This is a genomic window from Nicoliella sp. ESL1113 (assembly GCF_058509245.1).
Map to the genome: position 1 here is coordinate 59270 of NZ_CP196387.1, position 13407 is coordinate 72676.

The 13407-nt window shown below is 37.2% G+C and carries 14 protein-coding genes; 3 read left to right on the plus strand and 11 right to left on the minus strand.

Features of this window, described 5'->3' with window-relative positions:
* Positions 1–6 precede the first annotated feature (6 nt).
* Positions 7–660 (plus strand): hypothetical protein, encoded by a 654-nt coding sequence (locus ACSYTJ_RS00295; protein WP_491716892.1) that lies wholly within the window; start codon positions 7–9, stop codon positions 658–660.
* A gap of 26 nt (positions 661–686) precedes the next feature.
* Here the strand turns inward: ACSYTJ_RS00295 and ACSYTJ_RS00300 are convergent, their stop codons facing one another.
* The 5 genes from ACSYTJ_RS00300 to ACSYTJ_RS00320 form a co-directional block, all read right to left on the minus strand.
* Positions 687–1037 (minus strand): DUF1516 family protein, encoded by a 351-nt coding sequence (locus ACSYTJ_RS00300; RefSeq protein WP_491716893.1) that lies wholly within the window; start codon positions 1035–1037, stop codon positions 687–689.
* A gap of 14 nt (positions 1038–1051) precedes the next feature.
* A complete protein-coding gene (locus ACSYTJ_RS00305) occupies positions 1052–1252 on the minus strand; it encodes a DUF6440 family protein (RefSeq protein ID WP_491716894.1) in 201 nt (66 codons plus the stop codon).
* Between the two features lie 90 nt (positions 1253–1342).
* Positions 1343–2668, minus strand: coding sequence for a C1 family peptidase (locus ACSYTJ_RS00310; protein ID WP_491716895.1), 1326 nt, complete (start codon positions 2666–2668; stop codon positions 1343–1345).
* Positions 2669–2689: 21 nt separating this feature from the next.
* On the minus strand, positions 2690–4006 hold the full coding sequence (locus tag ACSYTJ_RS00315) for a C1 family peptidase (protein WP_491719858.1): 1317 nt from the start codon (positions 4004–4006) through the stop codon (positions 2690–2692).
* Positions 4007–4136: 130 nt separating this feature from the next.
* Positions 4137–4559, minus strand: a complete 423-nt coding sequence (locus ACSYTJ_RS00320; protein WP_491716897.1) for a hypothetical protein — start codon at positions 4557–4559, stop codon at positions 4137–4139.
* 294 nt (positions 4560–4853) lie between these two features.
* On the opposite strand from ACSYTJ_RS00320, the gene ACSYTJ_RS00325 reads away from it, so the two are divergent.
* Both ACSYTJ_RS00325 and ACSYTJ_RS00330 read left to right on the plus strand, forming a co-directional pair.
* Positions 4854–5693 carry a helix-turn-helix domain-containing protein gene (locus ACSYTJ_RS00325; protein ID WP_491716898.1) on the plus strand — a complete coding sequence of 280 codons (840 nt, stop codon included), beginning with the start codon at positions 4854–4856 and terminating at the stop codon, positions 5691–5693.
* A 21-nt stretch (positions 5694–5714) separates the two neighbouring features.
* The gene (locus ACSYTJ_RS00330; RefSeq protein WP_491716899.1) at positions 5715–6014 is read left to right on the plus strand and encodes a hypothetical protein; all 300 of its coding nucleotides are present in this window, start codon (positions 5715–5717) and stop codon (positions 6012–6014) included.
* A gap of 57 nt (positions 6015–6071) precedes the next feature.
* Here ACSYTJ_RS00330 and ACSYTJ_RS00335 read toward each other — a convergent pair whose 3' ends face one another.
* The 6 genes from ACSYTJ_RS00335 to jag form a co-directional block, all read right to left on the minus strand.
* Positions 6072–7397 (minus strand): IS3 family transposase, encoded by a 1326-nt coding sequence (locus tag ACSYTJ_RS00335; protein WP_491719859.1) that lies wholly within the window; start codon positions 7395–7397, stop codon positions 6072–6074.
* Positions 7398–7485: 88 nt separating this feature from the next.
* Positions 7486–8130, minus strand: a complete 645-nt coding sequence (gene lepB, locus ACSYTJ_RS00340) for a signal peptidase I (RefSeq protein ID WP_491716900.1) — start codon at positions 8128–8130, stop codon at positions 7486–7488.
* Positions 8131–8257: 127 nt separating this feature from the next.
* Complete coding sequence (lepB, locus tag ACSYTJ_RS00345) at positions 8258–8911, minus strand: signal peptidase I (protein WP_491716901.1); 654 nt, start codon at positions 8909–8911, stop codon at positions 8258–8260.
* A gap of 141 nt (positions 8912–9052) precedes the next feature.
* A complete protein-coding gene (gene mnmG, locus ACSYTJ_RS00350) occupies positions 9053–10978 on the minus strand; it encodes a tRNA uridine-5-carboxymethylaminomethyl(34) synthesis enzyme MnmG (protein ID WP_491719860.1) in 1926 nt (641 codons plus the stop codon).
* Between the two features lie 63 nt (positions 10979–11041).
* Positions 11042–12439, minus strand: a complete 1398-nt coding sequence (mnmE, locus tag ACSYTJ_RS00355; protein WP_491719861.1) for a tRNA uridine-5-carboxymethylaminomethyl(34) synthesis GTPase MnmE — start codon at positions 12437–12439, stop codon at positions 11042–11044.
* Between the two features lie 190 nt (positions 12440–12629).
* A complete protein-coding gene (jag, locus tag ACSYTJ_RS00360) occupies positions 12630–13388 on the minus strand; it encodes an RNA-binding cell elongation regulator Jag/EloR (protein ID WP_491716904.1) in 759 nt (252 codons plus the stop codon).
* Positions 13389–13407 lie beyond the last annotated feature (19 nt).

Sequence of the window (13407 nt, forward strand, 5' to 3'; positions counted from 1 at the left end):
TCATGGATGGCTACTAACTTACAATTACGCAGTATGTTAACTTTGGAATCACAACCTGGACCATTTATTTCAATTTTTGTCCCACTTGATAACGTTCGTGATCGTGACTTTGTTACCAATTTAGGTAATCGGGTGAAAAATTCCTTTGTTAATAAATATCCCGATAAAGATTGGTCTCCATATCAAGATAAATTCAATAAAATGCGGATTCCGAGAATGCTCGGCGCGAGAAATACCAAGGGGCTTGCGATTTATGTTGGTCCAACAATTTTAAAAGTATTTAAATTAAACCATGAAGTTAATGAATCAATCATTATGGATGATACCATGAAAATCATTGAACTAATCATGGATACCCAGTTCAAGCACATCCAAAGATCACATCACCTTTTTGATGCAGCAATCAAAAACATTAAAGTGCACTACCATGAAGCTAGTCAAATGGAACTAACCAGTGATAAATTAGACGACATTGTAAAGCTAGCACCAGCTGGACGAATCGATGCCCTAATTATTAATACTGCTGCTTCCCAAGAAGCTAAAAACCATATTTTAAATGACCTTGCCATTACCGTCATTGGATTTGGCGGAAACGTTTTCCTATTAAACAACAGTGAAATGCCTGAAAATAAGGGAGTTGCAGTGATCAAAAGGGGTTAAAAAAGACACTCATTGAGTGTCTTTTTTTATCTCACAAACGGATGGCCACCAGCAACGATAACCCCTAGTAAAATTACTACTATTAAAAGCGTCGCTAAAATTAAAACCATTCGTTTATTGAGTTGATTATGCTTTTGTTTTGCAAATGAAACCTCAATGACACCAATTAATCCAAACGCTGCAACTACTTTAGCCACGGCAAGAAATGGACTGCGCGCCCAGGCGTGCGGGAATAAAACTATTCCACTAACAATAAAAACTAAGTAACAAAACCGAACTATCATTACATAGAATTGGTTGCCACTACTAAGCGATAGGGCCATCACTGTAGAGATAATCATAATCAAAGCAAAAATGATGTGAAGCCATAATAGCATCCTAATTCCCCCAACTAGTCATCCCTTGTTTTTTTTCGCCTTTTTTCAGCCAATAACTTTTCGGCAGTTTTGGCATTAATTTTAACGGAACCATTAGCGTCCAACAGTGGAATCAAAGAACTACCATATCCACCATATTCAACGCCAGTTTCACGATCAACATATACTGAAACGCCAGTAAAAGATTCCTCTAATAATTTAAAGCGTTTTGCCATCTGTGTGTCGCCCCCAGTCTCTTTCCCATTTATTTTACCACAAAAAAACGTATGACTTGAATTACATCAGTCCTACGCTTTCGTTACAATTTAACTTAGGGAATCCCATGGAGCTAATTCGACTGGCGATTGGTTCAATAAATCGCGTTGGGCATCGGAAAGATACTTCTTATTGATCACTACTTCGTAAACAAATGCATCCATCCAGCTGTCATCCATAGTAAAGTAACCCTTATTGCCGTTCTTATCGCCCCAACTATTTTCTACTTTCCAACGGACGGGTTCATCATTAACTAAGTCAACTCCAGTTAACACCATTGCATGTGAAACTTCAGCTTGATGGTATTGAAAACGTTCGGCTTTACTCATCACCAGATCAATGTTAAACAATTCAGCTCGATGGTAAAGATTAGCATCTAAAATCCCCTCTTTGCGTTCCGATTGTTCAACAACGTCATTGCCAAACCAAACGGTCCCGCCATCCTTTAGTTGTTGAATGGCAGTTGCCTTCAAAACATTCATTGGTAGATTTAAAAATTGAATTTGTTTGCCACCGACAACGTTATTTTGACTAGGCAAACTATATAGTTGGTTGTACTCCTTATCAGGAGCATTAGAAAGTACCACATAATCATCCAGATCATCTGTAAAGTACTTATCAAAAAATTGCTTGGGAGTTAACCCTTGGTCTAAATGGTAATTTTGTTTATCATCCCGATACTCAAAATCAAATTTTTCAGGTGGAACCCCGACTGAATAACCAACGATGCGGTAAACTTCACTCAACATTTTTTGCCGTGCCTGAGTTAGTTCTTCATCACTAACGCCGTCATTCACTAAATTCCGTAAACGCATTCCATCACGCCGTAATTTTAAGTTCAATAATGAATTAAGGTCGCGAGTATTTTTGGTAACGTTATTTTCTGGGAAAACGCTCGTGGGAACGACCCCATATTTTTGGACCAACGCAGCTGACATTGCCCATTGGCCACCATCATTACCAGGCCCCGCAAGATAAAATTGAACTGTTCGATCTGTAGTTGGTAAATTAGCCGTACTAATCATCCGATCATAAAAAATGTTCGCACGTTCAATTTTATCCCAGAAAAAGAGGTAGCTTTGCGATAGTTCAAAGTCCTTTACACCATACTTTTCAGCAAATTGATGCCGTAAGTTATTTGTAAGCGAAAATAACCAGCAACGCCCACTTTGCCGTTGATTAGTCACTCCACCGGTCTTAACTTCCACTGAAAAAACATGGTTAGTCCGAACGGCAGCTTTTGGATCCTTTGCAACGTTATTGACACCATTTTGTTGGATTGCACGAGCAATTACATCTGCTTGAGGTTGCTTAGCATAATCTTCTTCAAGTGCTGCAATATCAGCATCAGTTAATTTATTATTATTTTCTGTCATTATCGTTCCTCCAATTTCATATTAATCCCATGCGTTCAATTCGATTGGGGTCTGTGTGAGCATTCTTTGCTGTTCATCAGTTAAATACTGCTTTTTAACAATCACTTCATAAACAAAGTCTTCCATCCAGTCATCAGCCATCGTGAAATAGCCCGATTCACCGACTTTGCTGCCCCAACTATTTTCTACTTGCCATTTAGTCGTCTTTCCATCAATAACGTCGACTCCGGTGAACGTCATTGCATGGGAAGCTTGCGCCTCAGAATATTCAAAACGTTGCTTCTTAGTCATGTCTAAATCAACATTAAATAACCGATCACGACGATATAGCTTACTATCTAGTAATCCTGGTTTAGTATCGGATTGAGCACCCACATCGTTACCGAACCAAACTGGTTCGCCATCCTTTAGCTGTTGTAACGCCATTCGTTTTAGATCCGCCATTGGTAAGTTCAAATAATGAATGTGTTGGCCCCCTACCACGTTATCCGATACTGATTGTTGGTATAGTTTGTTATAAGCACGATGGGGATAATTACATACGGAAATATATTGATTCAAATCAATTCCAAAATACTTATCATAAAATTGTTTGGGGGTAATATTTTTATCAATATGATAATTGTCCTTATCATCTCGGTATTCAAAATCAAACGTTTTTGGCGGTACGCCAATACTCATCGCAACAATGCGGTAAACTTCAGTTAACATTTGTTTTCTAAATTTACTGATTTCATCTGGGTTGGCACCATTGTTAATTAGTTCGCGAAGCTTCATTCCATCCCGCCGTAGTTTGAATGACAATAATCGGTCGAACTCAGCGGTATTGTTAGCAACTTGCGTTCTTGGAAATACTGCATCTGGCAATACCCCATACTTTTGGACAAGCGCAACGGCCATATCCCACTCACCACCGTCTTCATCTGGTGATGATAAGTACACTGATAATTCACGATCGCTTGTATCCTTAGCAGCCGTTCTAATAATTTGATCATAGTATGCATTGGCCCGTTCGATTTTATCCCAAAAGAATAAGAAGTTAGATGATAGTTGAAATCCTTTTACATTATACTTTTTAATAAATTCATGCCGTAAAACATTCATTAATGCAAACATCCAACAAAAACCAGCTTGTTTTTGATCAGTGATTTGATCATTTTCACTTGCTTTTAAATCAATTGAGAATGTTGGATTTAACCGTACTTTTACTTGATTATCAATCGCAACCTTATTAATTCCATTTTCCTGGATTGCTCTCGAAATAACGTCTGCTTGTGGTTGCCGATTATATGCAGATTTAAAACGTTCTAAATCGGTGTTATTTAACTCATTTGCCATTCTCGATTCCCCCTACGCTAATAGTTTTAAAAATATTTGTAACTATACTATAATTTTCACCCAATTAAAGCAAATTAGTAGAATTAAAAAAGAGCCCCCTTAACAAGGAGCCCTCAATCAAGGCAATCAACTAAGCTTTTGATTTGGCAATATCATCATAAGTGCTTGTCATTTTTTCAATCACAGCAGTTAAATTAACATCATTTAAATCAACAGTGGTCGTTAAACAATGGTATGGACGATAGTAATAAATTTTAAAATCACTACCATCGACCCGATGATTAGGTAACTTTTCAAAGTAGTTTTCTACAGTGGATAGTTCTGGATAATCCTTGATATCAAAAACACCCCAGTCTTCCAATTGAAGTGGAATCAATACCCGAACTTGATGGTCGTTATGAACTTGGAACTGGATTTCGCAATCTCCCTCATTAACAAGTCCCACCATTGCCCAGTAAGGTGTTTCTGGGATGATTTTTAAATCTGAAATGCTGTAGTTACTATTTGCTTTAACAGATTCAACAGCAGATTCAATTGTATCGATCATCTTCATTAAATCATATCCTTTCTCAATATTAATACAGATTAAATTATACCATTATATTAGATAAACAATTACTATTATCTATTGGATTTAGCTGATTTTTAGCATTTTTTGAAACATATTTTTAAATATTATCTATATAAATAAAGATTATCAAAAAATTTTATAAAGGTGGCTATTTTCATGTATTATTTATTTAATAATTGTGATAACATATTAATTTGTGAATGATAGATACTTTTTGTTAGTGAAATTTTAGAACTTTTTCAGTAAAAAATATGTTTTTAAGTGAGAGGTATTAATATGTTTTTAGGAAGTAAAATTGCTCAACAACGTAAGGAAAAGAATATCACCCAAACTGATTTGGCAAGTGATATTTGTACTCAAAACACAATTAGTAAGATTGAAAAGCACAATGTGCCACCAACTACTAAGATTTTAATCAAGCTATGTCAAAGAATTGACCTCACATTAAACGATGTCTTTTCTGACTTTAGCCGTCCAGATAGTGACGTAGATGCACTTTTGAATAATGCTGAACATTCACTATATAACTACAATCATGAAAATGCAGATGAGATTGAAAGCAATATCGCTAAGCTAAAGAATTATCAAATCGAAGCTGAAGCACTGGTCCAATTTCAATTCATCAACGCATTCTTAAAATTTAGACAGGGACAATTCGAAGATGCTATCTTTGAATGTGATAAAGTTCTTGCAAGCACCCGTAGTGAAGATGCTAACGTTTACACAACCTTGGCTTACACAATTAAGGGTGATTCCTACAAAAAACTTGATAAGATCAGTAATGCTGAATACTACTTCAACATTGCGGATAAATTTATCAAGAGCTACAAGTCAGAAAAGGGCCTTGATTACAGTTCTATTCAGGTCATCTTTATTTGTAATCAATTAGCTCACTACTACATTTTAACTAATGAGTTTAAAAAAACGATGCGGGTTGCAAAGACTGGAATTCAGTTAAATGATCAACTCCACACGACTTACTTTATGAATTCACTATTCAACACCGCTTTTGAAGCTGGTAAAGAACTTAATTTAGAACCCGCTTTGTTAAAGAATTATCAAAAATTCGCTAATTTATTTGAACAATACAACGGATTTGAAAGTATTAACGCATAATAAAAGGATCCTGATTATATTATGATTAACATTAAACAACACATTCGGATGTATGCTGAAACGGCAGTTCAAAATGGTGACTTAGCAACTACTGAAGATGTTCAATCTTTAGCCCAAGCTGATCACAAAACATGGAATGTTTCGGTCAAACATTTCCAAAACAATAATGGTGTTATCAACATTACACTAGCGCCTGTTTCAGAATCAAAAGATTATCAAGTATTGGATGGCAATAATAATATTATTTGGCAAGGTCAATTCACAGAAGCAAACTTTAACTCTATTATTCAAAATGTTCTAATGAAAATAAATATTATTTAGCTATTAAAAATAAAAAAGAAGTGATCTGACCCCTATAGGTTGGACTAATACTTTTTGCTAGGATATCAATCCCAAATATTGATTTGGTGATTGGTATCCTAGTTTTTCTTTTAATCTATTGTTATTGTAATCCTTAATCCATGTTTTCATCGCATTGATTAAGGATTTTTTGGTATCATAATGCGTATTCATCATTTCAATTTTCATGATATGGAAAAATGATTCCATTTGAGCATTATCTAAACATGTCCCCTTACGGGACATGGACTGAATAGCTTCATATTTGTTTAGTGTTTGAACCCAACTATGACTCTGGTATTGAATTCCTTGATCACTATGCACAATTGAATGCTTAACAGTGTTCTGGATTCTTTTTAGTGCCTGGTTCAACGGCTTTAATGTTAGTTCAACTGTTGGATGGCTGCTAATTCCATATGAAATGATTTTATCAGAATATAAATCCATCACTGGAGAAAGATAAACCCGATGGTTTATATCTTCATTTCCATATCTAAATTCACTTACATCTGTTGTTATCTTCTCTCCAAAATTATTAGATGAAAAATCACCATTTAAAACATTATCAGCAACATGGCCTACTTGGCCATGGTAAGAGTTATATTTACGTTTTCTTTTTCCAAATAGTTGGCACTGTAAACTGTATTTTTGCATAATTCTCTGGACTCTTTTGTGATTAACATGGTATCCATTATTGTTAAATAATGCTGTTATTCTTCTATAACCATAAGCAGGATGATCCTTAACAGCCTTTTTCACCTCAGTATCAAACTCATCATTTATTTTCGAAAGCGAAGCTTTTCTATGATGATAATAACTACTTTTAGGGAATGAAATTGATGATAATATTCTAGAAATTGCAACATCACTAAATTTTTTCACTAATAAATCAATACTTTCGTATTGATTATTAGTGCTTAGTAATTTTTCATAGGATAGTTTAATCGATAAAGCTAAATTTTGCTTTTTTAACAGTTTAATTTGCTTTACAGCGCTATTTGTGAGAACATTCTTTTGATGGGACTTACGTTTATTCATTAAATATAGGCTTCCATTCTCTAATCTCCGTTGCCATGTAAAGATGCTCGACGGAGATGCAATATTAAAATGAAGTGCTGTTTCTGGATACGACTTGTGGTAGAGGTGCATCCATTTCAGCACTTTTAATTTATACATATAAGAATATTCTTGATTATAATGTTTTGCAATAAGCGCTTTTTTACCAAATTTTTTATACGTCTTTACCCACGAGTAGATTGTTGCAACACCCTTAATGCCATATTTATGGTTCAACGTAGTTGATCCAACTCCAGAAAGGTATTCTAAAACAACTTTCAATCTAAATTCATAACTATATTTTGCCAAAATAAAGACCCCCGTATGCTGAACATTTTCTGTCCAACATACGGGGGTCTCTTCAAAGTTCACACCATGATTGATGTGAACTTCTTTTTTATTCATATGCTAAAGAATTAATATTCTTTTGTTGTTGTTTATTAGTATTATTGCTGTTGAAAGGCCATGGCCATTCAAAGACGTGAACAACTCCCATGATCTTATCCTTTGGAACGAATCCCCAGTAACGACTATCGTTAGAAACGCTTCGGTGATCACCTAATACAAAATATTCACCCTTGGGAACCGTAACGGCTTGTTTATTCTTCGGCCAATTAGCAGCTAATTTCTTAATGTCCCAATTTGTAATCTTATAAGTTGGCACCTGAGTCCCCGTGGTTTGTTCATAATTACTAATGAACGTTTGGGAGACCTTCTTATCATTAACGTAAATCGTCCCAGCCTTGAAAGCTACCTTGTCACCAGGAAGTCCGATAACCCGCTTCACATAATAATCAGGATTCCCAGATGCTTGGGGATCTTCTCCAGAAGCATTAAAAACAATCACACTTAGATGCTTAATTTTTGCTTGGCGGTAAACAACAATGGATTGATTGTTCTTAAGGTTCGGTTCCATCGAAGGACCACTTACTCGCACCTTAGTAATTAAAAAGTTGTTTACTAATCCAAGGACTATCAATGTTACCACAATTGGTAAAATATAGTCCAAGATAAATTGAATCACTCTATTTTCTGATTTCACAATAACGTCTCCCGTTTCAATTTTGACAAATTTATTCATATTATAACATTTTATAGCAAATGTTTGCGATGTTGATATTTTCTTAAAAAAGTACCTGTGGATAAATTATCCACAGGTACTTTTAATTCTAATATCCCAACGAATTGATGTTATAACGTTGCTGACTATTTGTATTGTACTTATTGAACGGCCATGGCCAACCATAAACATGAACCACGCCCATAATCTTATCCTTTGGAACGAATCCCCAGTAACGACTATCATTAGAAACACTACGGTGGTCACCTAGTACAAAGTACTTACCCTTTGGCACGGTAACGGCACCTTGATCAACCTTCCAATACTTAGATAGGGTTTTTAAATCCCAATTTTTAAAGGTTGGAATCCCATCAGAAGTATTTTGGACTTGTGTCCCAGTAGTTGCTTCATACTTACTGATGAAAGTCTGTGGGACTTTTTTATCATTAACATAAACGGTTCCATCTTTAAAGGCGACTTTATCCCCAGGCAACCCAATAACCCGCTTAACATAATAATCAGCAGTCGGAGTTGCGCTAGGATCAACTCCACTAGCATCAAAAACAATCACGCTCTGATGCTTAATCGGTGCTAGCTTCCAGACGACCAATAATTCCTTATCGTTTAAGTTAGGCTGCATTGATGGCCCGCTGACCCGCATTTTATCAACAACAAAAACCCTTAATAAAACCACGAGCACAATTGCAAACACGACTGGAAAAACATAGTCACGAATCGCTTGGAATATTTTATTTTCTTTCAATTTGAAAAACTCCTAAATTTATGTAATTTATAACTAATATATACCTTTTTTAAAAATTAAATACTAATTTAATTAGTTTATAAGAAAAAATTAAAAAGCCATGTTGGCATTTTAATACCAACATGACTTCTTAAATAATGATTATTTAGTTTTGGCAATCCGTCCCTGTTGAATGTAAACACTTAAGATCGCGATATCAGAAGGATTAACTCCACTAATCCGTGATGCCTGTGCAATACTGTGTGGTTGGATCTTTTTGAGTTTTTGATGTGCTTCAGTTGCCAGACCGTCAATTGCGTCATAATCAATGTTTTCAGGAATCTTCTTTGCTTCCATCTTCTTTAATTTTTCAACGTTTTCTTCAGCCTTTTTAATGTAGCCAGCGTACTTAGTACGAATTTCAACTTGTTCGATCACCCGCCGACCAAGTGGCTTAGCTGGTTCTGGAATGAAACGCTTCAAGATGTTGTAGGTAACATATGGGCGCCGTAGAAATACTGAGGCCAAAACCCCATCTTGTAACGGTTTATCCCCATGTTCTTGAATAAATTGGTTGACCTCATCGTTCGGCTTGATCCGAATGCTGTTCAGGCGTTCAATTTCACCCTCCACAGCTGCTTTCTTTGCTAAGAATGCTTGATACCGTTCTTCTGAAATAAGGCCTAATTCGTATCCCTTTTCAGTTAACCGCATGTCAGCATTATCATGCCGCAAAAGTAATCGATACTCAGCCCGACTAGTCAATAACCGATATGGTTCGTTGGTCCCCTTAGTTACCAGATCATCAACCATAACTCCAATATAGGCTTCGTTCCGTTTCAAAATCAATGGATCCTTACCTTGGGCGCGTAATGCAGCGTTAATTCCAGCGTACATCCCTTGTCCCGCTGCTTCTTCATAACCTGAAGTCCCGTTGGTTTGCCCCGCGGTATAAAGATTCTTTAATACCTTAGTTTCAAAGGTTGGTTTCAATTGGTATGGATCGACAACGTCATATTCAATCGCATAACCAGGCCGCATCAATTCAGCATTTTGCATTCCAGCAACTGAATGAATCATGTTTTGTTGAACTTCTTCTGGCATTGAAGTCGACATCCCATTCACGTAGTATTCTTGGGTTTCGCGTCCTTCTGGTTCCAAAAAGACCTGGTGATGATCCTTATCAGCAAAGCGCACGACCTTATCTTCAATCGAAGGACAATAACGAGGTCCAATTCCTTCAACGGTTCCGTTAAACATTGGTGCCCGCCCTAAGTTTTCCCGAATGATTTCATGGGTCTTTTCATTGGTGTAGGTCAACCAACATGACAGTTGATTCTTAAGGTCAAGGTATTGACTATCTGGCGTTTCGTAACTGAAGTGGTTCACTTCTTCATCACCAGGTTGTTCAGTCGTTTGACTAAAGTCAATCGTATTGCCATCAACCCGTGGTGGAGTTCCAGTTTTGAACCGCTTTAATTTAAAGCCTAAATTCTCCAAATCCTTGGATAATTCTAGGGCTGGTTGGGTATTATTAGGCCCGGATGAGTATTGTAACTCACCGATAATAATGCGACCACGAGCAGCAGTTCCAGTACATAGAACCACCGTTTTAGCGTTATATTTAGCACCAGTGTTGGTAACGACACCCTTACAAACCCCATCTTCGGTAATCAATGAATCAACGATTCCCTGCCGTAACGTCAAGTTCGGTTGGTTTTCAATCGTTTGCTTCATTGCGCGGTGGTAGGCATGCTTATCAGCTTGGGCCCGTAAGGCTCTCACTGCAGGGCCCTTCCCTGTGTTTAGCATCCGCATTTGAATGTAGGTTTTATCAATGTTGCGACCCATTTCACCACCCAGGGCATCGACTTCACGCACCACGATTCCCTTGGCAGGCCCTCCAACAGAAGGATTACATGGCATAAATGCGACCATTTCTAAGTTGATCGTAAGTAATAATGTTTTGTTGCCCATTCTGGCCGCTGCTAATGCCGCTTCACAACCAGCATGTCCGGCCCCAACCACGATCACATCATAGTCTGGTCCTTGGTAAGTCTGCTTAACGTGACTTAAAATTTCACTCATAATTTCCTCCAAAAAGTTATCCACATGTTAATTACTTTTTATTTGCAATAAAGTTATCCACAGTTACTTTCCTAAACAGAATTGACTGAATAATTGATCAAGCAACTCGTCGTTATAGCTATCTCCTGTAATCTCACCCAGAAGCTCCCAACAACTAGTCATGTCAATTTGCACCAAATCAACAGGCATGTCGTTTGCAATTCCGTTAATAACATCGTTCAAAGCAGCAGTCGCTTGGTTCAACAATCCAATGTGTCTTGCATTCGTTACCATTACGTTCGATTGTGAATTTTCAATTCCCTCTTCAAAGAAGAGTTTGGCAATCCGTTCCTCAAGTGACCTAAGTCCGTCAGCCTTCATGGCAGAAGTGGAGATGATGTTATCCTTACCAACTAGTTGTTCAACTTCAGCTAATTCAATCTGCGTTGGTAAATCGGTCTTATTTAAAATGACGATTCGTTTCACATCATTGGTCAAGGTTAACAATTCACGATCTTCGTTCGTTAGTGGTTCACTAGAATTGAGCACTAGGAGTACTAAATCAGCACTGTTGATTGATTTACGGGAACGTTCGACCCCGATTTTTTCCACTTGGTCATCAGTTTCCCGAATCCCAGCAGTATCGATCAATTTAAGTGGCACCCCACTAACATTGACGTATTCTTCCAATACATCCCGAGTCGTCCCAGGGACGTTGGTAACAATTGCTTTATCCTCATGCAATAAATGGTTGAGAATGCTAGATTTACCAACATTGGGCCTACCAACAATCGCAGTGGCTAACCCATCACGGAGCACCTTCCCCTGTTTGGCAGTCTTTAATAATTGCTGTAAGCTAGCCTTGACTTCGTTGGCCTTACTTAACAATAACTTAGTCGTCATTGTTTCGGCCGCATCATATTCTGGATAATCGATATTGACTTCAACGTTGGCCAAAACATCTAAAATGTCCTGTCGCAAGTTCCGAATCAGGTGGGAAAGATTCCCGTCCAATTGATTTAATGCTGCTTTCATGGACTGATCAGTCTTGGCTTCGATCAAATCCATTACCGCTTCAGACTGTGATAAATCAATTCGCCCATTCAAAAATGCCCGCTCTGTAAATTCACCAGGATTCGCCATACGCGCCCCGTTGCTAAGCACAATTTGTAAGATGCGGTTCGTTGCAACAATTCCACCATGGCAGTTAATTTCAATCACGTCTTCTTTGGTGTAGGTGTTGGGAGCCCGCATTACTGAAACCATTACCTCATCGACGGTTTCGTTGCCGTTTGCTGGATCAACAATATGTCCATAATTAATAGTATGGCTAGCAACTTGGTTGAGGTCTTTTCCACGATAAATAGTAGTAATTACCTTCATTGCATCTTCACCACTAATCCGCACGATTGCAATCCCACCTTCACCAGGCGGAGTCGAAATTGCAGCAATGGTATCGAATTCAGTTGTCGTTAGTGCCATATGATGACTTCCTTTCTTTCATTTCAAATCAATTTAAAATACAAAAAAAGTGCCCACACCACGCCCTTAAACCGCGTGGATAAAGCACTTTCACTACTTCATCTAGCTATATTAATTTTTACACGACAAATAACATTTATATCATATATTGATATAAACGGTTTGTCAATTTGGTTGCTTATTTATTTTTTTACTTTGGGACCACTACTACCGCGCGATAGGGCTCTCTTCCAGCCGAATAGGTACGAACGTATTGATGGTTCTCTAATGTTTTATGAATTTTCTTTCTTTCAAATGATGGCATCGGATCTAAGTAAACTGGTTTCCCCTCTGCTACAACGTCTCGAGCTGTCTTTTCTGCCAATTTTTCTAAAATATCTAAGCGCCGTTGACGATAATTAGCGGTATCTAATTCAACAACGACATGGTAAATTCCTAATCGATTTAAATAAATCTCAGCTAAAGTTTGAAGGGCGTTGATTGTTAAACCATGCTTACCAATCAATAATCCTTCTTCTTTTGTTTCAAAATCAATCTTAACCGTTTTACTATTTTTAAAAATTACTTTTGATGTTGCATGGATGCTTAATTGAATTACAATTGCATCCAAATATTGTTGAAGCTGATCAACTGCTTTTTTAATTTCATCTGAATTACTAGTTGGTTCATCATCCTCATTTTGAGAACGACTGAACTCAATGCTAGCTGACTTAGCAGCATTCGATGCCCTTGTATTAATTTCTTGGTCATCACTTGATGACTTTGGTGTTTCTTCTGCTGTTTTTTGAATTTCCGTTACTTCAACAATTGCATCGCGCTTGCCAAAGCCAAGAAATCCCTTCTTTTCAGTTTGAATTACTTTAATATTTGCTTGATTTTTTTCGATTGCTAGTTTGTTGAGTCCGTTTTGAATCGCTTCCTCAACATTCTTTCCGGTAAACGTGTTCATGAATGTGAATCCCCCAATA

What these genes read in the sequence shown, in the direction of transcription:
- ACSYTJ_RS00295 (WP_491716892.1), top strand. Translation starts at nt 7, where the DNA reads ATGGCTACTAACTTACAATTACGCAGTATGTTAACTTTGGAATCACAA.
- ACSYTJ_RS00300 (WP_491716893.1), bottom strand. Translation starts at nt 1,037, where the DNA reads ATGCTATTATGGCTTCACATCATTTTTGCTTTGATTATGATTATCTCT.
- ACSYTJ_RS00305 (WP_491716894.1), bottom strand. Translation starts at nt 1,252, where the DNA reads ATGGCAAAACGCTTTAAATTATTAGAGGAATCTTTTACTGGCGTTTCA.
- ACSYTJ_RS00310 (WP_491716895.1), bottom strand. Translation starts at nt 2,668, where the DNA reads ATGACAGAAAATAATAATAAATTAACTGATGCTGATATTGCAGCACTT.
- ACSYTJ_RS00315 (WP_491719858.1), bottom strand. Translation starts at nt 4,006, where the DNA reads ATGGCAAATGAGTTAAATAACACCGATTTAGAACGTTTTAAATCTGCA.
- ACSYTJ_RS00320 (WP_491716897.1), bottom strand. Translation starts at nt 4,559, where the DNA reads ATGAAGATGATCGATACAATTGAATCTGCTGTTGAATCTGTTAAAGCA.
- ACSYTJ_RS00325 (WP_491716898.1), top strand. Translation starts at nt 4,854, where the DNA reads ATGTTTTTAGGAAGTAAAATTGCTCAACAACGTAAGGAAAAGAATATC.
- ACSYTJ_RS00330 (WP_491716899.1), top strand. Translation starts at nt 5,715, where the DNA reads ATGATTAACATTAAACAACACATTCGGATGTATGCTGAAACGGCAGTT.
- mnmG (WP_491719860.1), bottom strand. Translation starts at nt 10,978, where the DNA reads ATGAGTGAAATTTTAAGTCACGTTAAGCAGACTTACCAAGGACCAGAC.
- mnmE (WP_491719861.1), bottom strand. Translation starts at nt 12,439, where the DNA reads ATGGCACTAACGACAACTGAATTCGATACCATTGCTGCAATTTCGACT.
- jag (WP_491716904.1), bottom strand. Translation starts at nt 13,388, where the DNA reads ATGAACACGTTTACCGGAAAGAATGTTGAGGAAGCGATTCAAAACGGA.